The organism is Halobacillus halophilus (assembly GCF_020171985.1).
GTDB lineage: Bacteria > Bacillota > Bacilli > Bacillales > Halobacillaceae > Halobacillus > Halobacillus halophilus_A.
Genome location: NZ_JAIVAL010000001.1, coordinates 633987 through 658119 on the forward strand (window position 1 = coordinate 633987; position 24133 = coordinate 658119).

General features: G+C 39.8%; 25 protein-coding genes. 5 read left to right on the top strand and 20 right to left on the bottom strand.

The genetic code is table 11. The features are described 5' to 3' along the window. Positions 1–87 precede the first annotated feature (87 nt). From dnaK to gpr, 8 genes are all read right to left on the bottom strand, one after another. Positions 88–1917: a molecular chaperone DnaK gene (gene dnaK / locus LCM11_RS03305; protein ID WP_224892826.1), complete on the bottom strand. Its 1830-nt coding sequence runs from the start codon at positions 1915–1917 to the stop codon at positions 88–90. A gap of 41 nt (positions 1918–1958) precedes the next feature. Next, positions 1959–2501, bottom strand: coding sequence for a nucleotide exchange factor GrpE (gene grpE, locus LCM11_RS03310; protein WP_224892827.1), 543 nt, complete (start codon positions 2499–2501; stop codon positions 1959–1961). A 119-nt stretch (positions 2502–2620) separates the two neighbouring features. Then, the gene (gene hrcA / locus LCM11_RS03315; RefSeq protein ID WP_224892828.1) at positions 2621–3643 is read right to left on the bottom strand and encodes a heat-inducible transcriptional repressor HrcA; all 1023 of its coding nucleotides are present in this window, start codon (positions 3641–3643) and stop codon (positions 2621–2623) included. A 98-nt stretch (positions 3644–3741) separates the two neighbouring features. Continuing rightward, entirely contained in the window at positions 3742–4881 is a 1140-nt protein-coding gene (gene hemW, locus LCM11_RS03320) for a radical SAM family heme chaperone HemW (protein WP_224892829.1), read from the bottom strand. Between the two features lie 74 nt (positions 4882–4955). Next, positions 4956–6770, bottom strand: a complete 1815-nt coding sequence (lepA, locus tag LCM11_RS03325) for a translation elongation factor 4 (protein ID WP_224892830.1) — start codon at positions 6768–6770, stop codon at positions 4956–4958. Positions 6771–6860: 90 nt separating this feature from the next. After that, positions 6861–7148, bottom strand: a complete 288-nt coding sequence (locus LCM11_RS03330; protein WP_224892831.1) for a hypothetical protein — start codon at positions 7146–7148, stop codon at positions 6861–6863. 24 nt (positions 7149–7172) lie between these two features. Further along, positions 7173–8321: a stage II sporulation protein P gene (gene spoIIP / locus LCM11_RS03335; RefSeq protein ID WP_224892832.1), complete on the bottom strand. Its 1149-nt coding sequence runs from the start codon at positions 8319–8321 to the stop codon at positions 7173–7175. Between the two features lie 96 nt (positions 8322–8417). Next, positions 8418–9509, bottom strand: a complete 1092-nt coding sequence (gene gpr / locus LCM11_RS03340; protein ID WP_224892833.1) for a GPR endopeptidase — start codon at positions 9507–9509, stop codon at positions 8418–8420. 160 nt (positions 9510–9669) lie between these two features. Between gpr and rpsT the strand changes: the two genes are divergently transcribed. Beyond that, positions 9670–9930: a 30S ribosomal protein S20 gene (gene rpsT, locus LCM11_RS03345; RefSeq protein WP_014643816.1), complete on the top strand. Its 261-nt coding sequence runs from the start codon at positions 9670–9672 to the stop codon at positions 9928–9930. 94 nt (positions 9931–10024) lie between these two features. Here the strand turns inward: rpsT and holA are convergent, their stop codons facing one another. After that, the gene (holA, locus tag LCM11_RS03350; protein ID WP_224892834.1) at positions 10025–11047 is read right to left on the bottom strand and encodes a DNA polymerase III subunit delta; all 1023 of its coding nucleotides are present in this window, start codon (positions 11045–11047) and stop codon (positions 10025–10027) included. A 351-nt stretch (positions 11048–11398) separates the two neighbouring features. On the opposite strand from holA, the gene LCM11_RS03355 reads away from it, so the two are divergent. Further along, positions 11399–11533, top strand: coding sequence for a YqzM family protein (locus LCM11_RS03355; protein WP_089749053.1), 135 nt, complete (start codon positions 11399–11401; stop codon positions 11531–11533). Positions 11534–11573: 40 nt separating this feature from the next. Here the strand turns inward: LCM11_RS03355 and LCM11_RS03360 are convergent, their stop codons facing one another. From LCM11_RS03360 to LCM11_RS03370, 3 genes are all read right to left on the bottom strand, one after another. Next, a complete protein-coding gene (locus LCM11_RS03360) occupies positions 11574–13838 on the bottom strand; it encodes a DNA internalization-related competence protein ComEC/Rec2 (RefSeq protein ID WP_224892835.1) in 2265 nt (754 codons plus the stop codon). Further along, on the bottom strand, positions 13835–14365 hold the full coding sequence (locus tag LCM11_RS03365) for a ComE operon protein 2 (protein ID WP_412098131.1): 531 nt from the start codon (positions 14363–14365) through the stop codon (positions 13835–13837). The genes LCM11_RS03360 and LCM11_RS03365 overlap by 4 nt, the downstream gene beginning before the upstream one ends. A 100-nt stretch (positions 14366–14465) precedes the next feature. After that, a complete protein-coding gene (locus tag LCM11_RS03370; RefSeq protein ID WP_224892837.1) occupies positions 14466–15029 on the bottom strand; it encodes a ComEA family DNA-binding protein in 564 nt (187 codons plus the stop codon). 78 nt (positions 15030–15107) lie between these two features. On the opposite strand from LCM11_RS03370, the gene comER reads away from it, so the two are divergent. Further along, positions 15108–15917, top strand: a complete 810-nt coding sequence (gene comER / locus LCM11_RS03375) for a late competence protein ComER (RefSeq protein WP_224892838.1) — start codon at positions 15108–15110, stop codon at positions 15915–15917. A gap of 93 nt (positions 15918–16010) precedes the next feature. Here the strand turns inward: comER and LCM11_RS03380 are convergent, their stop codons facing one another. Genes LCM11_RS03380 through LCM11_RS03415 form a run of 8 tightly spaced genes read right to left on the bottom strand, consistent with a single transcriptional unit; the run spans position 16011 to position 21036 of the window. Further along, a complete protein-coding gene (locus tag LCM11_RS03380) occupies positions 16011–16742 on the bottom strand; it encodes a class I SAM-dependent DNA methyltransferase (RefSeq protein ID WP_224892839.1) in 732 nt (243 codons plus the stop codon). Positions 16743–16746: 4 nt separating this feature from the next. After that, positions 16747–17100, bottom strand: a complete 354-nt coding sequence (gene rsfS / locus LCM11_RS03385) for a ribosome silencing factor (RefSeq protein WP_014643824.1) — start codon at positions 17098–17100, stop codon at positions 16747–16749. Between the two features lie 42 nt (positions 17101–17142). Then, the gene (gene yqeK / locus LCM11_RS03390) at positions 17143–17703 is read right to left on the bottom strand and encodes a bis(5'-nucleosyl)-tetraphosphatase (symmetrical) YqeK (protein ID WP_224892840.1); all 561 of its coding nucleotides are present in this window, start codon (positions 17701–17703) and stop codon (positions 17143–17145) included. After that, a complete protein-coding gene (locus LCM11_RS03395; RefSeq protein WP_224892841.1) occupies positions 17684–18259 on the bottom strand; it encodes a nicotinate-nucleotide adenylyltransferase in 576 nt (191 codons plus the stop codon). The genes yqeK and LCM11_RS03395 overlap by 20 nt, the downstream gene beginning before the upstream one ends. A gap of 12 nt (positions 18260–18271) precedes the next feature. Then, positions 18272–18562 carry a ribosome assembly RNA-binding protein YhbY gene (yhbY, locus tag LCM11_RS03400; protein ID WP_224892842.1) on the bottom strand — a complete coding sequence of 97 codons (291 nt, stop codon included), beginning with the start codon at positions 18560–18562 and terminating at the stop codon, positions 18272–18274. 1 nt (position 18563) lies between these two features. Further along, entirely contained in the window at positions 18564–19400 is an 837-nt protein-coding gene (gene aroE / locus LCM11_RS03405; RefSeq protein WP_224892843.1) for a shikimate dehydrogenase, read from the bottom strand. A gap of 11 nt (positions 19401–19411) precedes the next feature. Next, on the bottom strand, positions 19412–20512 hold the full coding sequence (gene yqeH, locus LCM11_RS03410) for a ribosome biogenesis GTPase YqeH (protein ID WP_224892844.1): 1101 nt from the start codon (positions 20510–20512) through the stop codon (positions 19412–19414). Beyond that, positions 20512–21036 (bottom strand): YqeG family HAD IIIA-type phosphatase, encoded by a 525-nt coding sequence (locus LCM11_RS03415; protein ID WP_224892845.1) that lies wholly within the window; start codon positions 21034–21036, stop codon positions 20512–20514. The genes yqeH and LCM11_RS03415 overlap by 1 nt, the downstream gene beginning before the upstream one ends. 325 nt (positions 21037–21361) lie before the next feature. Between LCM11_RS03415 and LCM11_RS03420 the strand changes: the two genes are divergently transcribed. Both LCM11_RS03420 and LCM11_RS03425 read left to right on the top strand, forming a co-directional pair. Continuing rightward, on the top strand, positions 21362–21523 hold the full coding sequence (locus LCM11_RS03420; protein WP_224892846.1) for a sporulation histidine kinase inhibitor Sda: 162 nt from the start codon (positions 21362–21364) through the stop codon (positions 21521–21523). A 270-nt stretch (positions 21524–21793) separates the two neighbouring features. Continuing rightward, complete coding sequence (locus tag LCM11_RS03425) at positions 21794–24133, top strand: Na+/H+ antiporter subunit A (protein ID WP_224892847.1); 2340 nt, start codon at positions 21794–21796, stop codon at positions 24131–24133.

Consider the following 24133-nt stretch of genomic DNA (forward strand, 5'->3'; position numbering starts at 1 on the left):
AAGCAAACAGGATGGGATTCATCCCTACGTGAAAAAAAGTCAAAGTCAAGAAGATCCTGACTTTGACTTTTCTTTTTTTACCTATTATTATTTTTTGTTTTCGTCATCGTTAACTTCTTCATAATCAGCATCCACAACATCTTCCTCAGCGCCGCCTTCTTGGCCTTGCTGTGCTTCTGCTTGCTGCTGAGCCTGTTCGTAAAGCTTCACAGATAGAGCCTGAACTTGTTCTTGAAGAGCATCTTTCTTCTCTTTGATCGCCTCTTGATCTTCACCTTCAAGCGCGGTCTGAAGTTCTTCTTTAGCTGTTTCGGCTTTTTGTTTCTCTTCTTCGCTCACTTGCTCGCCAAGATCTTTGATTGTTTTATCAGTTGTGAAGATAAGCTGATCAGCTTCATTACGAAGTTCAATCGCTTCACGCTTCTTCTTGTCTTCTTCAGCATTTTCTTCTGCCTGACGAACCATATCTTCTACTTCTTCGTCAGAAAGACCTGAAGAGGATTTAATCGTAATGGACTGTTCTTTATTCGTACCCATATCTTTCGCACGAACATTTACAATTCCATTTGCATCAATATCAAAGCTTACTTCGATTTGAGGCACACCGCGTGGAGCTGGCGGAATATCTGTAAGTTGGAAACGTCCAAGCGTTTTATTGTCCTGTGCCATTTCACGTTCACCCTGGAGGACGTGGATGTCAACCGCTGTTTGGTTATCAGCTGCTGTAGAGAATACTTGTGAATGGCTGGTCGGAATCGTTGTATTACGCTCAATCAGCTTAGTCGTAACGCCACCCATGGTTTCAATACCAAGAGAAAGTGGTGTCACATCTAGAAGTACAACATCTTTCACATCACCTTGAAGTACTCCACCTTGAATAGATGCACCAAGCGCAACTACTTCATCAGGGTTTACTCCTTTAGATGGGTCTTTTCCTACTTCTTTCTTGATCGCTTCCTGAACTGCAGGGATACGAGTGGAACCACCTACAAGTAGTACTTTATGAATGTCGCTAGCGCTCATGCCAGCATCTTTCATAGCTTGACGAGTCGGCTTCATGGAACGCTCAATTAAATCAGATGCAAGTTCTTCGAATTTAGCACGTGTTAGATTCATTTCAAGGTGAAGCGGTCCAGCCTCTCCAGCTGTGATAAATGGAAGAGAAATCTGAGTCTGTGCTACACCAGATAAATCTTTTTTCGCTTTTTCGGCAGCATCTTTCAAGCGCTGTTTCGCCATTTTATCTTGAGATAAATCAATACCATTTTCTTTCTTGAATTCAGCTACCATGTGATCAATGATAACCTGGTCAAAGTCGTCACCACCAAGACGGTTGTCACCGGCAGTAGCTACTACTTCAAAAGTACCTTCGCCAATGTCAAGAATGGATACGTCGAACGTACCTCCGCCAAGGTCATAGACAAGAATTGTCTGGTCCTGATCTTCTTTATCGATACCATAAGCCAGAGCTGCTGCTGTAGGTTCGTTAATAATACGCTCGACCTCAAGACCTGCAATTTTACCAGCATCTTTCGTAGCTTGACGTTCAGCATCATTGAAATAAGCAGGTACAGTAATAACAGCTTTATCTACTGTATCGCCCAGGTAGTCCTCTGCATAATTCTTGATGTATTGAAGGATGATAGCAGAAACTTCCTGTGGAGTGTACTCTTTTCCTTCTACTTCTACTTTGTGATCTGTACCCATGTAACGCTTAATGGAAAGAATAGTATTAGGGTTTGTAATTGCTTGTCGCTTAGCTACTTCCCCTACTTGACGCTCCCCATTTTTAAAAGCAACGGCGGATGGAGTCGTACGGTTACCCTCTGGGTTAGGGATAACTTTTGATTCTCCACCTTCCATTACAGCTACACAAGAGTTTGTTGTACCTAAATCAATTCCAATAATTTTACCCATGGTTTTGTGTCCTCCTTTACCTTACTACATCCAATGTTAATTTACTGATTTACTTTTACCATAGCCGGGCGGATAACCCGATCATTTAGCCGATACCCTTTTTGCAGTTCTTCTACTACAATATTGGAGTCAAAGTTTTCATCTTCGACTTGCATCACGGCCTGGTGGAGATGAGGGTCAAACTCTTCTCCTTGAGATGCAATCTCTTCCACTCCCTCTTTCTCAAGAGCACTGTGGAACTGTTGATATACCATTTTAATTCCTTCAACAAATTTCTCAGATGCATCTCCATCTACTTCAACCTTCAAAGCTCTTTCGAAGTTATCCATAACAGGAATTAACTCTTCTACTAAGCTTTGAGATCTATATTTCCGGTCCGCTTCTCTTTCTTTCTGAGTACGGCGTCGGAAATTATCATAATCAGCTTGAAGACGAAGTAAACGGTTCTGCGCTTCCTCTTTTTCCTCACGCAGCTGCTCCAATTCAGAGCTTTCCTCTACTACTTCTACTTCTTCATCAGCTGTTTGATTTTCTTCATTCGTTTCATCAATAATTTCTTGATTCTGCTGCTTACTTTCTTCCACGACTTCCACCTCCTAAATTCCAATTCACCGTTAATGACTATAACATGAATTGATATGCTGAAAAAGCAATATACAATAAAGAAGCGACCGAGATAAAAACCGCTCTTTATGATGAAAGGTTAGTACCACCCTTTGAACGTTTCCGTCATGTGTTTAGATAAAACATTCATTAATGAAAACATTCGGTTGTACTCCATACGTGTGGGACCTAACAAAGCAATGGTACCAATTTGGTTATTGCTTAGTTTGTAACTAGCTGTAATCAGGCTGCAGTTCTGCATTGCATCAAAAGGATTTTCCTGACCTATTCGGACATTAATCCCTTCCTCACCTGAACGCAGTAAGTCTGCGATATCATTCTCCTGCTCAATTGTAGCGTACAAGGACCGCACCTTATCGAGATCCCTGAATTCGGGCTGCATCAGAATGTTCGTTTTACCACCAATATAAAGCTTCGTGCTATGATCATCCAGAAGAGCAGCCTGTAAGTAAGAGAACGCCTGTTCATGCTGATCCGTATGGGTCTTGAGCAAATCACTAATTTCAGTATGCAGCTTTTCATGCAGCTTTACTAAGGGCACACCCTGAAGACGACTGTTTAAAATGTTGACCATTTTTTCAAGGTTTGAAGGATTTATTTCGACCGGAACATTAAATGCTCTATGTTCCACGTGGCCTGTATTGGTAACCAAAATTGCAATCGCCGATTGATCATTCAACGGAACAATCTGGAGTTGTTTCAATTTGGTTTCGAATACTTCAGGACCAAGTATAATGGACGTATAATTTGTTAAATCTGACAGAATACCGGCAGATTTCTGCACGACTCTCTCAAATTCGAGCATCTTGTCGTCAAAGGCTTCCCTAATAGTCATTATTTCTTTGTTCGACAGACGTAAAGGAGCAAGAAGGTGATCTACATAAAAACGGTAACCCTTCTCAGATGGAACGCGTCCAGAAGAAGAATGGGTCTTTTCGATATATCCCATCTCTTCAAGGTCTGCCATTTCATTTCTAATAGTAGCTGAACTAAATGTTACAGCATCTTTTTTAGCAATTGACCGCGACCCCACGGGTTGTGCAGTCAGAATGAAATCATCAATAATCACTTGCAAAATGAGCAATTGTCTTTCAGTTAACATCGATGATCACCTCTGTTAGCACTCGAAGAAAGTGAGTGCTAAATCTAATAATAAATTATCAAAAGGGGTTGAGGATGTCAACGGATAACATTTAATTTTTAGTCATCAATAAGAAATTCTTGAAATACTTCATTCCCCAGAATCCGTCCACGTGGAGTTAAATTAATTTTGTCATTTTGCTGCTCAATTAAACCTCTGCTTTTAAGAGATGGGAATGCCTCTCCAAACACTTCTTCTGCATCACGATTGTACTTTTCACGAAATCTTGTTAATGAAACTCCGGATGTTTTTCTGAGCCCCAGAAACATTTCCTCTTCCATTTGCTCTTTCACACCTATGGGTTCCTCATGAAGAACTGGTTTCCCGTTTTCCATTGCTTGTTTTACATACGCGGGAAGCGGACGTATATTAATCGTTCTTTTGCCTGGCAGGTATCCATGTGATCCAGCTCCGATTCCATAATAATATTCATTATTCCAGTATGTCAGGTTATGCTTGCTTTCAAACCCTGGCTTAGCAAAATTACTGATCTCATATTGGCGGACACCGCTGGCCGCAAGTTTCTCCTGAAGCATTTCATACATTTGAGCTTCATCTTCTTCAGGGGGCTTCACTAGAGTACCCTTATTATAACGCTGGTAAAACACCGTCTTAGGTTCAATTTGCAGCGAGTAAGAGGAGTAGTGTGGTAAACCGAATTGAAGAGCCTCATCAATCGTTTTTTCAAAATCTTCAACGCTTTGCCCAGGAAGAGCGTACATTAGATCAATGCTCACGTTCGATAATCCTACCTGCAGGAGACGGTCAATATTGGTGTATACGTCTTTCACTCGATGGACACGACCGATTTTTTCAAGCATGTCATCATCGAAAACCTGAACACCTAAGGAAATTCGGTTCACTCCATAATCTTTCAGCATTTGAACTTTCTCCAAATCCAGATCTCCCGGATTTGCTTCAAACGTATACTCTTCACATGCACCTATATCAAAATGATTATGAATCATATCAAGCAGCTTTTTCAGCTGTTTGTGGGTAACAACTGTTGGAGTGCCCCCGCCGACAAAAATGGTTTTTACTACAGCTTTTTCTCCAGGAACGTAAGTGTGTATTTCCTTTTCTAATGCTTCCAAATATTCATCAGCAAGTTTCTCGTTATAGAAAAACTTTGTAAAGTCACAGTAATGACAAATCTGCTGGCAAAATGGGATGTGAATATAAGCGGAAGGTATATTCATAGATGTTTTCCACCTTTCATAAGGAAAACCGCAAGAGATTCACTCCTGCGGCTTTATTCATTATCTTCATTTGATTAATCTTCACTCAGATCCAGCACGGACATGAAGGCCTCTTGAGGAACTTCTACCGAACCGACCATTTTCATACGCTTTTTACCTTCTTTTTGTTTCTCAAGAAGTTTACGCTTACGGGAAATGTCGCCTCCGTAACATTTGGAGAGTACATTTTTACGCATCGCTTTAATTGTTGTCCGGGCCACAATTTTAGTTCCAATCGCTGCTTGAACAGGGACTTCAAACTGCTGCCTCGGAATGAGGTTCTTCAGTTTTTCAGCAATCAGTTTTCCACGTTCGTATGCAAAGTCACGGTGAACGATGAACGATAAAGCATCAATCGTATCTCCGTTTAACAGGATATCCATCTTAACTAAATTAGAAGGACGGTATCCAATAAGTTCGTAATCGAAAGAAGCATACCCTTTAGTCTGAGACTTCAAGGAATCAAAGAAATCATAAACAATTTCTGAGAGTGGAATTTCATATACAATATTAACGCGATTATCATCCAGATACTGCATATCCATGAAATTTCCGCGTTTCCGCTGACAGATTTCCATGACAGGACCTACATAATCATTAGGAACCATAATGGTTGCTTTTACGAAGGGCTCCTGTACCTCTTCAAGGGTTTGATTATCAGGCATCATGGAAGGGTTATCGACTTCTTTCTCTTCCCCGTCTGTCAGTTTCACTTTATATATTACACTCGGTGCTGTAGTAATCAAATCAATTTTATATTCGCGCTCGATCCGTTCCTGAATAATTTCCATATGCAGCATTCCAAGAAAGCCGCAACGGAAACCAAATCCTAAAGCCTGAGAGGTCTCAGCTTCATACTGCAGAGATGAATCATTCAGTTCAAGACGTTCAAGAGCATCTCTTAAATCATTGTATTTATTAGCGTCTACTGGATACATTCCGCAGAAAACCATTGGATTCATTTTTTTGTAGCCTGGAAGCGGTTCTTTGGCAGGATTATTGGCTAAGGTTATAGTATCTCCTACGCGAGAGTCTCCAATATTTTTTATAGAGGCCGTTAAATAACCGACATCGCCTACCTGTAATTCTTTTAAAGGTGTTGGTGTCGGTCGGAACACGCCAACCTCATTCACTTCAAATTCTTTTCCAGTGGCCATCATTTTAATCTTGTCGCCGACTTTAATAGATCCCTCGCGAACACACGTGTAGGCAATAACTCCTCTATAGGAATCATAAAGAGAATCAAAAATCAGTCCCTTGGTTGGAGCTTTAGGTTCTCCTGCAGGTGCAGGGATGTCGGAAACGATACGTTCTAAAATTTCATCGATTCCTACTCCTTCTTTCGCTGAAGCTAATATAGCATCAGATGCATCAATGCCAATCACATCTTCTATTTCCTGCTTAATTCGATCAGGATCAGCACCTGGAAGGTCTATTTTATTAATAACAGGGATAATTTCCAGTTCATTCTCCAAAGCCAGATACACGTTCGCCAGGGTCTGGGCTTCGATACCCTGAGCGGCATCAACCACTAGAATAGCACCTTCACAAGCAGCTAAACTACGGGACACCTCATATGTAAAATCGACATGTCCTGGTGTATCAATTAAATGAAAAGTATAGTCCTCTCCATCATTAGCAGCATAGTTAAGCTGGACAGCATTCAACTTAATGGTAATGCCTCTCTCTCTTTCTAGATCCATCGCATCAAGAAACTGTTCCTTCATTTCTCTTTGAGTTAATGCTTTTGTTTTTTCAAGGATTCTGTCAGCAAGCGTTGATTTCCCGTGATCAATATGGGCAATTATCGAAAAGTTGCGGACTCTATCCTGATTGTATTGACTAGTCAACTTACATCACTCCTACCTAATTCGGCACACATAACTAGCCTGATTATAGCAATAGGAGCTTGATTATTCAATGTCTAAGCTGAATCGATTCTATGAGGAACCCGGATTCGAGTGTATAAACTCAGCTAGTACAAGAATAATTCCATTAAAGCTCGCGGCCACTCCTTCTCCTATCCCTGCAGCTACTTTTACAATAAACGGGATCGCCTCTGTGGTTTCAGGGGGAGAGCATGGATGGACGACAGGCGATTCCTCCGTTTCTTTTTCTTGGACAATTGGGGCATGTTCCTTCTCTTTTTCCTGATTCTTCTCTATTCCATATAAAGACCCTGCCACAAACAACGTTCCGCTTAAAAGAATAGCCAGCAACCACTTCATAATCCACCTCACCCCCTTAATAGTTTATGAATCATTCGATACTTTTTCAGCATTAAAATAATACTCACTGAACACCTCAGCCATTACATCTGCAGACCGATACAATTCATCCAGATTATTTTCTACTCCACCGAACTCTACCACGATTAGATTAGGATCGAGGTCCTGATTATATACTCCATCCACCCCGGAACCTTTCTTTGTGATAACTCCACGGCTAATTCCTGGATATTTACTTTCCAATAGTTTATGCATATCAGACGCGAATTTCAGATTTTGTTCATACTGACTATGCTCAGCTCCTATAACAAAGATAAATCGCGCATATTCTTTTCCATCGATATTGACTGTTGTATTCTCCCTCGGAAGGCTGTCCCGATGTAGATCAAAGTAATATTGCAGCGATTCATTTTGACTCATAGCTTCCTTGATTACAGGTCTCATCGCATCATAGGACTGATAGTGCTTCATTCCTTGTTGTTTTAAAAGAGAAGCCACATCGGTTAGATCGACCATTGCACCTATTCCCCGGTTTTCTAAACTTTCTGCCAGTCGCTTACCTACAAGAGTAATGTTTACTTTCCCATCATAAGCGGTCGAACGATCAGGCAAATGAGGATAAAAGGATTCCGTATTATGAGTATGGGAAATGAATACACGATCTTCTTTAATCGTTTGCTTTCCTTCCGGTGAGTCCTGTTGTTTCTCCTCCACCTCTCCTTCCTCTCCTTTGTGATCCACGTCCAGAGGTGGTTCTGACTCGATAGGAAGAGTGGCGAAGTTCGTACCTTCCCCAGCTATAATGATCTGACTATTATAAAAGGAGAGGCCAGGAATTTCACGCCCAAGCAGACTTCTTGGATCATTAGGCGTTAAGCTTGTCAAAAGCTTGAATGCTAAAGTGGATAAGCCTGGAATACGGTTTTCATCAGGATGAGCTCCTGAAAATGTTCGATTTTCCATTTCAAATAAGTAAATAAACGAACTTCCCTTTAGTTGTGTTGTCCATTCTTGGATTGTATCCGAATAAAGACGGTATGTGGTTTTGGCACCCGTTAACAAACCTATGCCTATAAACAGCAATATTAATACAGCCGTCCCGGCGATCAGCCATTTAGACCATAACCTTATAATATGGGGACGTTTCTTTTTCCACTTTTTGTACTTAGGCATAAGAAAAATCCTCTCCTCATCCAAACTCTATCTAGTAAATGGTATGAGAGAGAGGATTTTAATAGAACCCTCTTCTATATTTAATTCAATTCTTTATTAACGAGAATAGGATTGAGCTTCCCCATCCTCTACTCCTGGATGAAGAGCTCCGTTTATACCCGAAGCAATTACATGAGCCATATCCTTTATAAAACCGTCTACTTCCTTTGGGGTTACCATTAAATTATGTCCAAGGGGAGTCAGCACTTCTTTTATCAGCTGTTTTTTTTCAGCTTCTCCAAGCTGACCAAACATGCCAAGAACAGCTTTACTCTGCTCTTCGTTTGGATAATCTTCCTCAGTTAACGTTTTTCTTTCAAAAGGATTAAGAGCTGGAGATAATGCGTTAGATGGACGATCTTTCTCGTTCCATTCTCTACCAAAATGTTTCAGTAAAAAATCAATCGTATCACTGGTTATGGTTACCGCATCTACAACCGTTGGAACACCGATTGAAATAACAGGAATTCCGTAGGTTTCTCTGCTGATTTCTTTCCGTTTATTCCCTACTCCAGACCCGGGGTGAATACCTGTGTCTGACAATTGGATGGTAGAATTAATCCGGCTTATAGAGCGAGAAGCTAAAGCATCGATGACGATGACAAAATCAGGTTTCGTCTCTTCAATTATCCCATTCACCATATCACTTGTTTCAATTCCTGTTACTCCCATTACGCCGGGAGTAACAGCCGACACTGGACGGTATCCTTCAGCTACAGTCTCAGGGTGAAGTTCAAATAAATGACTGGTCACCAAAACTTTTTCCGTAACCAGAGGTCCCAGAGCATCCGGAGTTACCTGGTGATTGCCCAGTCCTACAAGTAAACAGCGGTCCATTTCCTTTACACCGCTGTCCAGTAACAATTTGCGAAGCTGGCCTGAGAGTGTTTTGGCTAAATTCACTTGAAGGTCTGTATCTTGTTTTCTAATGGCTTGTGATTCGAGCGTAATGTAATGACCTGCTTTTTTTCCAATACGGGCTGCTCCTTCATCGTCTACAGTAACGTACGTAATTTTTATGTCATCTTTTTCATTTTCTTCTACCTTAACCCCGTCATGATCAGAAGAATCAGGGTCATCCTTTACATTCATTTCCTGAGCTTCGAGTGCCAAATCTGTTCGTATGACGTACTCTTTTTCATTTTTCATGAAACATCCGCCTCCTTAAGCCCATCTTCTCCCATACTCATAAAAACTATGCAAATCTTCATGTAGATGGATAAATCTATTGAAAACAAGCCTCCGCTTTGGTAAAATGTCTCTTGTTCGATATGAATGAGTCTTTTGTTTTTACCTAGGAGGTGAAACCATGCCTAATATTAAATCAGCGAAAAAACGCGTACGTATAAACGATGAAGCTCGTTACCTAAATGCAGCTTTTAAATCAGATATGCGTACAGCTGTTAAACGTGTAGAGAAACTTGTCTCTAGTAATGAAAAAGATAGTGCGAAAGATGCTCTTAGTACAGCTGTTAAGAAAATTGACAAAGCTGTTCAAAGAGGTGCCCTTCATAAAAATAACGGGAACCGTACAAAATCTCGCCTATCTAAAAAAGTAAACGCATTATAATACTTTTTTCGTTAATTATGACCAACAAACGATCCTTCCATTGTATGGGTCGTTTTTTCATGAAAAAGAGCCTTCCGATAACGGAAGGCTCTTTTTAGGATAAAGATTGCATTTGATTTTGTTTGATATGGATCAGCTTATAAAGCATCATTTCAAATGCAAGTGATTTTTCCATCTTCCCTTGTTTTAAGGCGTGATCTGTTTGAGCAAGTTCCGTCATAATTTCGTTCAGCTCTTCAAGAGTAAAGTATCTCTCTCTTTTTAGTGCCATTTTTATTACAAATGGGTGGGCTTTAATATAATTTCTCATTTGATTTTGAGCATAGCCTTTTTGCTTTAAGACCTTAGCCTGGCTAATTATGCGGAATTGAGAAGCCAGAAGTGCGGTAAGAGCTATCGGTTCTTCGTTAAGTTTTTCTAAATCCTTAAATAACCGAATAGCCCTTCCTAAATCTCTTTCCATTACAGCATCCACTAATTTTAAGCCAGAAGCTTCCGCGCTGTGAGAAAGCAGCTGCTCAGCAAGCTCTCTTGTTACCACGCCGCCTTCTCCTACATTTAATGCAAGCTTTTCCATTTCAGACCTCAACGCTAACAAGTTGGTACCCACTTCCTGAGCAAATAGTTCGTGTAAATTTTCCGGCACTGAAATATGTAAATCATTAGCAATTGAATCCACCCACTTAGAAACATCCCATTCTTTAACAGGCTGACATAAAATGATTTCTCCGTGCTTCTTTAGAGCCTTGAATATTTTTTTTCTTTCATCGATTTTTTCATAAGGTGCCACAAGAATTAAAATGGTATATTCAGCGGGTGACTGGAGGTATTGCAGAAGCGCATCAACATCATGCTCAAATGACAACTTGTCCGGCTTTCCTTTTAGAAACACAGGCTGTTCTCCAATAACGATTTTTCTTTCGCCTAAAAAAGGAAAAGTTTCGGCATCCGTTACCAATTCTTCAATTGGTGTTTCCTGCAAATCAAATTCGGAGATATTAAATTCCTGATCTTCTTTTTTTAAATTCTGCTGAATAATTTTATTCTTGTTCTCTTGAATTAAATAGGATTCTTCTCCATACAATAAATATACCTGTGACTGCTTAATTTTCCCCATTAGTTAGGTCCTTCCTTTTAAAAAAAATACGGCGGCCCCCCTGGTTAATGGAGGGTCAGTGTCACTATTTTATGGTTGTTTTGCATATCTGTCAAAATAGAGACACAGAGCCGCCGCATGAATCATCTATATAAACGTCATTTCAAAAACCCCGGAAGCTTTTGAAGAGGACGATGCTGTTCCTCTCTTGAATATAGTTTGACCCTCTAATCGAGAATTATCTGTGACAAGTCTTGCTAGCTGAGGCAATGAATGAAGCTAAAAGGGAATTTTTTATAATCACTCAAAGTTGAATGTAGATTTTTGCTTAATAATGACTTATACTTAATAATTGATATAGGAGGGGTCACAATGAACGAATTCAAGAAGGATATTCAGTCCAAAACTAATGACGTTATCGACTCTGGATTAGGGTTTGTATTCTCATTTGTTTTCTTCTTTGTTATTTTCGCAATCGGCGTTGTATTCTCTGTTATAGGACAATAATGAATACAAAATTCAAAAAGGCTGCGTTTGCAGTCTTTTTTTATTCTCTGCTCGCATTATACGGCAGGAAGGTGGAAAACGTTCCTGATGATCCAGAGAAAGTGTACTGCACAGCTCCATGATCTTTAGTTACATACAATCTTCCATACTCTTCCAGCCTTAGAGTTACCTCTTTATGAGGATGTCCGTAACGATTATCTCTACCAGCAGATATGAGATTAATTCGCGGCTTAAGCCATTCCACCCACTCTTCAGAACTTGATGTATTGCTTCCATGATGAGCCACTTTTAATACATCAGCCCGGAGACCTGGATAAGACTTCATTAGCTCCTCTTCGTTCTCTGTTGATATATCACCTGTAAATATCCAGTTTAACCCTCCGATTTCACTCCATATAACCAGAGAGTTATCATTAGGATTACCGGAATCACCTTTGGGGTAAAGCACACGAAAGGAATGATTCGCAATGAGGACTTGATCTTCAGGGCTTAAACGGACAATTTCAACACCTTTTTCATCTGCCTTATAATATTCACTAACAAATAATTTACTCACGCGAAATGTTTTAACCATTGCCTGAACGCTTCCACTGTGATCTACATCTTTATGCGAGACGATTATGCCATCAATAGCTCGTATTCCACGCGATTTTAAGTAAGGGGTAATGATCTGTTCAACTGTTTTATTTTTATCCTTGCTGAAAACAGGCGGACCGCCCGCATCCACTATCATGACCCCTCTCCGATAAGGTAGTTCCACCACAAAGCAATCTCCTTGTCCAATATCCAGCATCGTAACTTTGCCACTGGGCGAAATATAAGGAAGTACACTAAAAAAAAGCAGTACACATATAGCCATCACCCCGGCTGTAAAACTTTTCAACAAGTTTTCCGCCACCCACTGCTTCATCATGTATCCAAAGCCAAAAAGATACAAAATGATATATAAGGGTGCCAGTTCTCCTACAATCCATTGAATATTAAAGGGAGTACTTATAGTCTGAAGAGTATGAAGAATTTGTTCGTGGGGGTGAATGATTATTTTAGAAAGCCAACTTGCGATTCCGGGAGTGGTCAGACAAACGCAGAATAACAATAAGAGCAGCGGGATGACGATAAATGAGAAGTACGGAACTATAAGTAGGTTGGCAAATAATGAGAGGGGATTAAATTCGTAGAAATAAGAAAGTTGAATAGGAAGTATAGACATTTGACTGATTAAGCTAATGTAAGCTGACTGGACGAACACAAATGGAGATTTTTCAATAATAGGGAGAGAATAAATCAAACTCATGGTAACTAAAAACGAAAACTGAAATCCAATATTTGTAAAGTATCCGGGAGATAGTAACAATAAACTTATAGCTACCAGAGATAACACATCTGTTATTGGAATTTTTATATTGAACTTTCTAAAAATGAGTAGAAGTAAAGCCATCAGTGAAGCCCGCACCACAGAAGGAGCTGCTCCAGCTAAAAAACAATAGCCCGGTAGCATGAGTATGACCAGTAATCTTGCCTGCTCAATTGTTCCAAGACCCGTGCGATAAATTAAAACGTATAAGCCACCAATGGTTAAGCCAACATGCAGACCTGAGATTGCAAGGATATGGGACAGATTAAAATCTCTGAACCATTCTATGGTCGATTCCTTAAGGTGCTTTGACTCCCCAAAAATAAGTGCTGCCATCCAGGGATAAGCTTGAGTATCCACTACACTCTCCACGTGCACCATCAGGCTATTACGCCATTCATAAACATAACTAAGGAAAGACCGATCATTGCATAATAATCCATCAGTACCTTCGATTTCAATTTGAGAGTATATTTCTTGATTTGCTAAAAATGCTTGGTAGTTAAATTGCCCTGGATTCGTTGCTTTGGCTATCTCTTCTCTGTTGCCTTCGAGACTGCAATCTGCTCCATGATGCCAGGATGGAGGACGAGTCCCTGATTCCATTTGTTTATTAAAAAGAATCACCATTGCTTTCTCTTGTGAATCCTGTAATGTAACTTCCATTTGAATAGTTTGAGGTGTTTCTTTCACATCTGAAGAGATCGTTGCTGGTATGGGGCCGGTTGGTCCTGGGTTAATGGTGATGGGTGTAAGAGGGGTCAAATAGTAATAACCAAACAGACAAAAAAAGATCATGATAGCAATATAGGACCAGGATTGTCTCATGAAAAAAATCCACCCGATCCCTATACTGACCAGCAGCCAAAATGGCCATCCTGATAATCGGACAAGTACCCCGCCCAAAACAAATGCTGTGACGGGGATGTGCCATCTTCCTTTCCCGATCATTTCTTTTCCATCATATGGAATAAATCCCCAGCTTTCTTTTTGACATTCTCGACATGAGGATCATTATGTTCTTCTAGCTTACCAATCAATTCCTCCACAAGCTTTTGTTGTTCATAATGGACAGGATCCGTTTCAAGAGGAACTTTCACGACTGTGACACCTGATTGCTCTAATAACTCAATCGCATATGGGTGGTTTTTGTAATCTTCACTGTAATATACTGCTTTTATCCCAGCTTGGATAATAGCTTTTGTACAATGCAGGCAAGGAAAATGAGTAACATAAATTTCTGATCCTTCAGCTGCTACACCGAATTTCGCACACTGAAGGAGCGCGTTCATTTCTGCATGAATCGTACGCACACAATGTCCATCAATTACATAGCATCCTTCATCGATGCAATGAACACCTCCAGAGACACTTCCATTGTAACCCCCGGCAATCATGCGTTTCTCTCTTACAATGATAGCTCCAACGGCTAAACGCTCACATGTACTTCTTGATTTTAAAAGATGACTTTGAGCCATAAAATACTGATTCCACGAAATTCGTTCCACTATGTAGCCCCCTGTAGATTTTTTATCAGTGTACCCTCCACCTTTTTTTTCGTCAAACAGACCCATTCCTTTACGGTATTCTTATATATTCTTCCAGGTTTTCAAGGGTTTTTTCACCAATACCAGATACATTTAACAAGTCTTTAGAAGTTTTAAACGGACCATTTTCCTCTCGATATTGCAGGATAGCTGCTGCTTTAGAGGGTCCAATCCCATTCAGGCTTTCAATTTCTTCCAGAGTAGCCTGATTGATTGCAAGCAATTCAATATTTTCTCCTGCTTCTTCATTTGTGACAGAAGATATAGCCAGCACAGAAATTACCATTTCATCCTGTAATTTTTGAGCGAGATTAACACTTGAAGGATCCGCGTCAGCAGTTAAACCCCCGGCCATTTTAATCACGCCGTCTACTCTTAGTCCTGATTCAACCGAATATACCCCCGGGTTGACGACTTCTCCTTTCACATCCACTATAACTTCTGAAGTATTACTTTCCACTTCCTCCTCCGCTACCTTCTCGGACTTTTCTACTGTTACTACATTCTTTTCTTTATCAGGATTATTAAATAAAATTAAGAGTATGGCCGCTACCACCACCATTATTATCCAAATATAACGTCGCAACAAACTCATGTAAATAAAACCGTCCTTTCATAATTAGAATTCATTAGAATAAAAATAATTAGGTAACTACCTAAGGAGGGGATTCCAGTGAAATGGGGAATCATCGGTACTGGTAATATGGGGAGTATGCTCACAACTTCTTTGGTGAAGAGTGGAGCCGTGCGCGCTAGCGACCTTATTATATACAATCGCACAGCACAGAAAGCTTTAGATTTACAAAAGGAAGAAGCTGCACTTACCGTTGCTGAGAATTTAGAGGAAGTTGCAAAAAAAAGTGATATTCTTTTTTTATGTGTTAAGCCTCATCACTACAGCCAAGTCTTGAATGAGGTAAAACATGAGCTAACGCTAAATCAATGTCTTGTTTCCATTACAAGTCCGGTTTCTGTAGAAGATTTGGAAAACAAAGTCTCTTGCCAGGTAGCAAGAATTGTTCCTTCCATTACGAACCATGCTCACGCTGGCGTAAGCTTATTTACATTTGGATCAAGAGTTACAGACTCCGTAAAACAAACTTTACTGAACACATTCGAGTATATTTCAAAGCCGTCAGCCATTGAAGAAGACCACATACGAGCGGCTTCAGATATGGTATCCTGTGGACCAGCTTTCATCAGTTTTTTATTAAAAAATTGGATTGAGGCTGCCGGAGAGGTAACGGGGATTTCGGAGAAGAAGGCAACCGAGCTTACAGAAAATATGATGATTGGTTTAGGAAGTTTATTATCAAAGAAGATCTTCACACTCGATGAATTAATGGAGAAAGTAACCGTTAAAGGCGGAGTGACAGGGGAAGGTTTGAAAGCACTTGAAGCACACATTGGCTCTCTATTCCAAGAGATGTTTAAAGCAACACAAAGCAAGCACAAAGAAGATAAAATTGAGATTGATCTTTAATCCTATCCTAAATAGTATAATACGACATAAAAATCGTAAATCCTTCAATAAATTAAAAAAGGAGTACGTATTTTACGCACTCCTTTTCATACGCTAGATTTTCTGACAGACAAAAAATATCCTCTCTCCGTTGTCCATGAGTTCCATTTCAAAATCTGAGCTTATTAACTGAATTTTAAAGCCCGTTTGCATCAGCCATTCAGCTAATTGTTCAGCAGAGTAACCTTGCTGAACATGCTGTTCATCAAATCTTTTGAAATTCGGTCCATTTCGTACAAAAAATGTTAGATCATGAACCATTCGATTTTCAACTTCACCCGGGTCACAAAACCAAATATATGATAAATCATCATAAACCTCAGCAAAAGTTGCACCGATCATGTTATTTTGAATATGATCAATAGAATGCACATCGAAAATAAATAACCCCGAAGGAGTGAGTGATTCATAAATACTGTGAAAAGCCCGAATCACATCTTCATGATCTGATAAATAATTCATAACATCACAGTAACTAATGACACATTCCACATCTTTTAGACCGGCTAAATTTGTTATGTCCTGTTGAAGCCACCGAATTTTAGCGGATGAATTCTTCTGATGAGCGATTGCCAGCATATCCTCAGACAAATCAACACCAGTGAGGTGGTAACCTTCTTCATTTAGACGATGGGTCACTTCCCCAGTGCCACACCCAGCATCTACAATAGACTGAGCATTCGGAAGAAAACGCTCAATCATTTTGTTCGTAAATTCAACCCAATGATCATAAGGTGCATCCTTCATCAGCCGATCATAAACCTGAGCCATTTGTTGATAGCTCATGCCTTCAGCCTTCTAACCCCTCAAGAGCTACTGTAGAAGCATCTCCCCAAAGTCGTTCGAGATTATAATAGTGACGCTCATCTTTATGGAAGATATGACAGATAACGTCGTTGAGATCTACAAGAATCCATCGAGCCTGTTCGAACCCTTCCATTCTTTTTACATCGATGCCATTTTCTTCGGCCTGGTTCTTCAATTCTCTAGCTATTGCCTGCACCTGACGCTCGTTAGAGCCTTCACATATCAAGAAATAGTCGGCAATTAAGGATACATCCGACATATCTAACACCACAATATCTGTAGCTCTTTTCTCATCGCATGCCTGTGCGGCTATAGTTACTAATTCTTTACTTTCCATTCTGTTCCTCCCTATTTCATCTTTGTCTCTTTAACAAAAACTCTATATTAAATCATTATATGCATGAAACGTATCTGGATAAACGGTTCTTTCCTTATTTATTAAAAAAACTGCAGTATTCTTTAATGCAAGCAGACAAGCCTGGTCTAAACTTGTAAGGGATTTATCCCTTACTTCTTCCACTCCAGGAAAATCTCTTCCAGGTTCAATATAATCTGCCAAAAAAACCACTTTATCTAACACACTCATATGCTTTTTACCCGTAGTGTGGCAAGCAATAGCTGAAATAATTTCCGAATCTTCAAGTCCTATTTCCTTTTCAAGCATGTAGGCTCCTACAGGTCCATGCCATAATTCGTGATGGTAGTCGAGTAGATCTTTCGGAAGCCTGCGTTCTTGCACAATCCATCGCTTCATTTCATCCAAAGGTTTGTACTTTGCATAATCATGTAATGCTGCAGCCAATTCAGCTTTTTTCACATCTGCTCCAAAACGTTCAGCCAAGGTAACGGCTTCATCCGTCACACGTATAGTATGTTCATATCTGGATTTCTTTAAAGCAGGTCTTACATATTCCAATGCTTCATTTCGGGTCATCTGCATATAATTGATGCTCCTTTATATAAAGGTTTACAGATTCAGGAACAAGATATCTAACGCTTTTTAAAGAACTAAGTCTTCTTCGAATATTAGAAGAAGATATATCCATTAAAGGGATTTCTACCTTATGAACGGGCATCGGAGGATTCCAGTCGTATCCGGGCCGTTTTATTCCTACAAATTCAACTATAGAGTTTAATTCATCGATTCTATTCCATTTAGGCAGATGCTCTACCATATCTCCTCCGATAATAAAGAAGAAAGTATGATCTTTGAATTGTTCCATTAAATATTTCATCGTATCTACCGTATAAGACGTTCCTTTTCTAGTCAACTCTGCGTTACATACTTTGAAATGTGGATTATCTTCAACAGCCTTTTCCACCATGGATAGTCGGGCTTCAGCTGAAACAGCAGCTTTTTGTTTATGCGGTGGAATATGGGAAGGCAAAAACCAAACCTCATCCAGATCCATTTCGCTCCGTGTAAATTCTGCCATTATCAAGTGCCCTTGATGAGGAGGATCAAAGGTTCCTCCCAGAATACCGATACGTTTCATATTAGAACTCCTTTACGGCAGCTGAATTTGTTTGTTTTCTTTCGATTCTTTGTAAAGAATAATCGTGTTACCGATAACCTGAACAATTTGGGCCCCTGTAGACTTGGCTATTTGATCAGCCACCTGTTTACTATCTTCAAAACAATTCTGAAGAATACTCACCTTAATCAGTTCTCTTTTTTCAAGGGCTTCTTCAATTTGAGTTGTCATATTTTCATTTACCCCTGCTTTTCCTACTTGAAAAATGGGTTGTACATGGTGTGATTCAGCACGTAAATGCTTTTTTTGTTTACTTGTTAACATTCTATACCCCTTTCAGTTTTTTTTCGAAACCTTCCAATAATAAGGAAGCGTCCGGGTTTGTGTCCGTCCATATATGGAAAGCATATACCGCTTGCTGCAAAAGCATTTCATGGCCGAAATGCAGCTTAGCCCCTCTAGTTCTAGCCTCTTGCAAAAAGCGGGTTTCAAGCGGGCGGTACACAATATCACTCACTACTGTCCCCTCTTGCAAATTATGAAGAGGAATAATGGTGGTATGTTCACTTGGACTCATACCGACAACGGTAGTCTGAACAATCAGCCCATAGTCGTTTAATTGTTCTGATGCCTTATCTAAAGATAAGGCTTTTGATTCGTTGTTTGAAGAAGCACTTTTTATAACCTCTTCTGCCTTCTCAATGGTTCGATTCGCAATATCAATTCTAGACAGTCCTGCCTCTAAAAGGGCGTGATAAATGCCCCTCGAAGCTCCCCCGCTTCCAATAATAAGAACACGCTGTTCATTAAAAAATAATTCTGGATATCTATTTCTGACAGAGACAGCGAATCCTATGCCATCTGTGTTGTATCCTACCCATCCGCGGGCCGTGTTTTTAACTGTGTTCACCGCCCCTAATTCACGGGCACTGCTGTCTACTTCATCAAGGTAAGGAATAATCTTTTCTTTATATGGGACGGTGATATTAAAACCATCTAAGCCCCTATTTTTTAATTCATGAATTTGCTGGTCGAATGTATCCGGCTCAATATCAAATAACTCATAGGTACCTTCCAGTCCTTCATGCTCCATAAGACGTTCATGGATCCAAGGAGATAATGAGTGACCAACTGGATGACCAATTAAACCAAGTCTAAGCAATAGTTCCCCTCCTATATTAACGATTCACGCAGAGATACTTTAACACCTTCAGGAACGTGGACGGTTACATTTATATGCCCTTCTGGTACTGTAATCCAGCCAAGACCCGAAAACACAATGTCCGTTTTATCTTCTTTAATTCTGAACGTTTGTTTTTTTAGCGGCGGTAATTTTTCCATCGTACGGCTGTCTGGGGGAACGAGTAGTTCTCCCAGATGATTTTGATATAAATCATCAGCTTTCTCTAATTTTGTTCGATGGATGTGGAGCTCGTTTGAAAAATAGCACACAAACGAAGTACGAGAGCCACTTTCAAAATCTAACCTTGCAAGCCCGCCAAAGTAGAGTGTTTGAGCTTCATTCAGCTGATAAATCTTCGGTTTTACTTCTCTTCTAGGAGTAATGACTTTTAAGTCCTGATCTGATACATAATGAGCCATTTGATGGCGCTGAATAACTCCAGGAGTATCAAATAAAGAACTATTTTCATCTAATGGAATATCTATAAAACCAAGGGTGGTGCCAGGGAAGTAAGAAGTTGTTATAGCATCCTTCTCACCCGAAGTATTTGAAATCAACGTATTAATAAAAGTGGATTTACCTACGTTTGTTGTACCTACTACGTAAACGTCTCCACCTTTCCGGTATTGATCCATAGCATGGGAAAGTTCTGTGATCCCTTGGTTTTTTTCAGCGGAGATGAGAAATACATCTTCCACAACAAGTCCTTGCTCCTTAGCCGATCGTTTCAGCCAGTGCTTAACCTTTTCATGGTTTACAGACTTAGGAAGGACATCCATTTTGTTTCCTACAAGGATGACAGGATTATTACCAGTCAAACGTTTTAAGCCTGAAATAAAACTTCCATTAAAGTCGAAAATATCTACAAGTTGGATAATTAACCCTTTAGTATCACTAATCTGATGAAGCATTTCTAAGAAATCATCAGCATTATAAGGGACATCCTGAACCTCATTATAATGCTTTAATCGAAAGCAGCGTTTACAAATGACATCTTCCCGTTCTAAAGCCGAAGATGGCGCATAACCGGGCTGCTCTGGGTGCGTTGTCTGAATCTCGGCTCCGCACCCCTGACAATATATTTCGTTCATCAACGATCACTCCTGTCCCAAGTAATTTTCCCTTTTCGTCTCATCCAATTTAGTATTCTCCGCTCAATTTGTCGATTAAATTTCGTCATCAGACCATCGGTTTCTACGATCGGTACCACGAGGATAGTGTGATAACCAGCCATATTTCCACCCAATACGTCGGTAAGAAGCTGATCACCTACTACTACGACTTCATCTTTTTTAAGCTTCATTTGTTTCTTTGCTTTCTTAAATGCCTTAGCTAAAGGTTTTCTAGCACTATAAATAAATGTGGCATTTAATGGCTGAGAGAATAATTTAACTCGTGCTTCTTTATTATTAGAGACAATCGTCACCTGAATCCCATGATCATTCATTTTTTGAAACCAGTCCTTGATTTCTTCTGTTGCATCTTCAACATTCCAGGCAACCAGCGTATTATCAAGGTCAGTAATAATTCCTTTGATTCCATTGTTTTTCAGTTCATTGGGGTCTATATCAAAAATGCTAGGTACGTGCTCATTTGGTAAAAACTTATTTAACATTTCTTTCACTCCATCTCATAAACACAGGCAAATTCTCCTTATACATCATATACAAAAAAACTTCATGTTTCAAAAACGAATTTAAAGGCTTGAACTAGAACGTAAATCGTTCGACAATTCCCGACACTTCTGTCCTGTGGATAAGTTTATGCACAATTTCCACACCCGACTTCCTATGGCATCTCTAATTCATTCGTTAAAAATGAGAAAGTTATCTACATTTCCTTGTAGATAACTGCCATATTGTAGGGAATTTCAGCTCATGGTAAGGTAAGAATACATTACTCGAAACGTTCATTTCGAACACTCAGGAGGTGGCTGTCACATGAGTGACAGAGGTATTAAACAATTATCTGATTCCCTGTTAATACAATCTTACCACAAAGCAATTGAACTGAATCTCTCAGAAGACTTCATTCTTCAAATGAAAGAAGAACTCATAGCCAGATCTATTAATATGGATAATTTAGCCATTCAAGTCGGTTAACTTCCCACAAATTCCATTCTATAGAAGTTTTCTCTCTTAAAAAACTCGCTGATCACAAATCAGCGAGTTTTTTTATAAAAATTTTATCCCTTTATTTGAGGTGTCTCTTCTTATTTAATAGGGAATACTAAAAGGTGCCTCAAATATGCGTTGGCCAGGAGGCTACAGTTGAATAATGCCCCTGCTTTTGATTACAATTAAATGAACAGTACGATTGAGAAAGATTGTTTTACATTAAAGAATTTTTTTGTTGAGGGAGGAACAGCCAAGATGCTGCTGGTAGTATTATTGCCTTTTATCTTTGCAATTGCGATTCCATTTATTAGTAAATGGAAAGATAAATTTCATCCGGGGATTTTCGTCACCATGATTCCCGCGATCATCTTCATTTATTTTGTACGTTTTATTGGGACAGGGTTTGAACCTTTAACAAGAGAGTACTCTTGGATACCTTCACTAGATATGAATGTAGTATTTTATCTAGATGGTCTCAGTTTATTGTTTGTGTTATTAATAAGCGGGATTGGTGCCCTAGTTGCCTTTTACTCGATTTACTATTTACATAAATCAGAGCAACTGGGACATTTTTATGTGTACTTTTTAATATTTATGGGGTCTATGCTTGGAGTAGTGCTTTCCGATAATGTGTTCGTGTTATACAGTTTTTGGGAGTTCACTTCATTATCCTCCTTCTTGCTGATTGGCTTTTGGAACTTTAAGCAAGAATCCCGGTATGGTGCGTTAAAATCCATGCTTATTACTGTATTTGGCGGACTAAGTTTACTTGGCGGACTTATTTTTATGAGTGTATTGACTAAAACAACAAGCATTCAAGGTATGATCGACCAACAACAACTAATCTTAAACAGCGAGTTCTTCCCATTAATATTGGGACTTATTTTATTAGGAGCCTTCACAAAATCAGCTCAGTTTCCATTCCACATCTGGTTACCTGATGCAATGGAAGCTCCAACGCCGGTCAGTGCGTACCTTCATTCCGCTACTATGGTAAAAGCGGGGATTTACCTGGTCGCTCGCTATTCTCCAATGCTGTCCTCAAGTGAGTGGTTCTTCATTATCGTATCCACTGCAGGTATCGTTACCCTTTGCTGGGGATCTTATATGGCGGTTCGACAGACCGACTTGAAAGCCATCCTTGCTTTTTCCACGATCAGCCAATTGGGAATGATCATGGCTATGCTTGGATTTGGTACAGAAATTGCGGTATTTGCGGCGGTTTTCCATATTCTAAACCACGCTACCTTTAAAGGCAGCTTGTTCATGGTCGCAGGCATCGTGGACCACGAAACTGGAACGCGCGACATTCGAAAACTCGGCGGCTTAATGACGTTTCTACCCATTACAGCTACCATAGCTTTGTTAGCTTCTTTTTCTATGGCCGGGGTTCCGCTGCCCTTCTTGAACGGTTTCTATAGTAAAGAGCTCTTCTTTGATGCCTCCTTACATTTAGAGGTTTCCGGGGAAGGCATTACCGGTTTTCTGATGTCTATCATTCCTTATTTAGCTGTTTTCGGAAGTATCTTTACGTTTGTTTATTCTATGTATTTCTTTTTCAGCAGCTTCCGTGGTAAATCAAATGTTGATCAATTACCGAAAAAACCACATGAAGCTCCGTGGGGCATGTTATTATCTCCTATTATTTTAGTAGCTGCGGTTATAGTTATAGGCCTATTCCCCCACTTGATTAATCAACCTTTTATAGAGCATGCAGCTAGTGCAGTAAAAGGAATGGAAATTCACGAACATCACATTAAATTCTGGCACGGTATTTCCACCCCGCTCATTATGTCATTAACAGTGGTATTCTTAGGAACCGTTTTAGTTCTTTCACGTAAGCTCTGGCAGCCGGTCTATAACTACCTTCCCGGCACCTTAAGTTTCAATAAGGTCTACGATGGAATGGTCGACCGCCTTGAGTCGTATTCAACCATCGTAACGAAAGGGTATATGAATGGCTCTCTAAGTCGTTATGTACGTCTAGTACTTGCCGCCATCCTCGTCGTAACGTTTGCTTTTATGGCGATTACTGGTGGATTTACAGTTGATACTAGCAATTTGGCAGAGGTTACATTACCTGAAATATTTGTAGCCGTACTTATGATAAGTGCAGCTATAGGGACAATAATTACAAATAACCGTATAGCTGCGATTCTCATATTAGGAGTGGTAGGTTACGGTCTATCTATGTTATTTGTGCTATACAGAGCTCCTGATTTAGCTTTAACTCAATTAATTATAGAAACTGTTACAGTAGCCTTATTCTTGCTTGCTTTCTACCACCTTCCGAAAATGAGGAAAAAAGAGGAATCAGCAAGTACACGAACTTTGAATCTAATCATTTCTATTGGCTTTGGGGCGTTGATGACAATGGTCGCTATTTCCGCCCATAGTTCTAAATACTTTGAATCAATCGCAAGTTATTTCCTTGAAAAGTCTCATTCCCTCGGCGGAGGCGATAATGTAGTAAACGTAATCCTTGTAGACTTTCGTGGATTAGATACATTATTTGAAATCGTTGTACTTGGAATTGCCGCTATGGCCATTTACGGTCTCGTTCGTTTAAGAGGTAAAGAAGAGGAGGAGGAATAA

What these genes read in the sequence shown, in the direction of transcription:
- dnaK (WP_224892826.1), bottom strand. Translation starts at nt 1,917, where the DNA reads ATGGGTAAAATTATTGGAATTGATTTAGGTACAACAAACTCTTGTGTA.
- hrcA (WP_224892828.1), bottom strand. Translation starts at nt 3,643, where the DNA reads ATGTTAACTGAAAGACAATTGCTCATTTTGCAAGTGATTATTGATGAT.
- hemW (WP_224892829.1), bottom strand. Translation starts at nt 4,881, where the DNA reads ATGAATATACCTTCCGCTTATATTCACATCCCATTTTGCCAGCAGATT.
- LCM11_RS03330 (WP_224892831.1), bottom strand. Translation starts at nt 7,148, where the DNA reads ATGAAGTGGTTGCTGGCTATTCTTTTAAGCGGAACGTTGTTTGTGGCA.
- spoIIP (WP_224892832.1), bottom strand. Translation starts at nt 8,321, where the DNA reads ATGCCTAAGTACAAAAAGTGGAAAAAGAAACGTCCCCATATTATAAGG.
- gpr (WP_224892833.1), bottom strand. Translation starts at nt 9,509, where the DNA reads ATGAAAAATGAAAAAGAGTACGTCATACGAACAGATTTGGCACTCGAA.
- rpsT (WP_014643816.1), top strand. Translation starts at nt 9,670, where the DNA reads ATGCCTAATATTAAATCAGCGAAAAAACGCGTACGTATAAACGATGAA.
- holA (WP_224892834.1), bottom strand. Translation starts at nt 11,047, where the DNA reads ATGGGGAAAATTAAGCAGTCACAGGTATATTTATTGTATGGAGAAGAA.
- LCM11_RS03355 (WP_089749053.1), top strand. Translation starts at nt 11,399, where the DNA reads ATGAACGAATTCAAGAAGGATATTCAGTCCAAAACTAATGACGTTATC.
- LCM11_RS03360 (WP_224892835.1), bottom strand. Translation starts at nt 13,838, where the DNA reads ATGATCGGGAAAGGAAGATGGCACATCCCCGTCACAGCATTTGTTTTG.
- LCM11_RS03365 (WP_412098131.1), bottom strand. Translation starts at nt 14,365, where the DNA reads ATGGCTCAAAGTCATCTTTTAAAATCAAGAAGTACATGTGAGCGTTTA.
- LCM11_RS03370 (WP_224892837.1), bottom strand. Translation starts at nt 15,029, where the DNA reads ATGAGTTTGTTGCGACGTTATATTTGGATAATAATGGTGGTGGTAGCG.
- LCM11_RS03380 (WP_224892839.1), bottom strand. Translation starts at nt 16,742, where the DNA reads ATGAGCTATCAACAAATGGCTCAGGTTTATGATCGGCTGATGAAGGAT.
- rsfS (WP_014643824.1), bottom strand. Translation starts at nt 17,100, where the DNA reads ATGGAAAGTAAAGAATTAGTAACTATAGCCGCACAGGCATGCGATGAG.
- yqeK (WP_224892840.1), bottom strand. Translation starts at nt 17,703, where the DNA reads ATGCAGATGACCCGAAATGAAGCATTGGAATATGTAAGACCTGCTTTA.
- LCM11_RS03395 (WP_224892841.1), bottom strand. Translation starts at nt 18,259, where the DNA reads ATGAAACGTATCGGTATTCTGGGAGGAACCTTTGATCCTCCTCATCAA.
- yhbY (WP_224892842.1), bottom strand. Translation starts at nt 18,562, where the DNA reads ATGTTAACAAGTAAACAAAAAAAGCATTTACGTGCTGAATCACACCAT.
- yqeH (WP_224892844.1), bottom strand. Translation starts at nt 20,512, where the DNA reads ATGAACGAAATATATTGTCAGGGGTGCGGAGCCGAGATTCAGACAACG.
- LCM11_RS03415 (WP_224892845.1), bottom strand. Translation starts at nt 21,036, where the DNA reads ATGTTAAATAAGTTTTTACCAAATGAGCACGTACCTAGCATTTTTGAT.
- LCM11_RS03420 (WP_224892846.1), top strand. Translation starts at nt 21,362, where the DNA reads ATGAGTGACAGAGGTATTAAACAATTATCTGATTCCCTGTTAATACAA.
- LCM11_RS03425 (WP_224892847.1), top strand. Translation starts at nt 21,794, where the DNA reads ATGCTGCTGGTAGTATTATTGCCTTTTATCTTTGCAATTGCGATTCCA.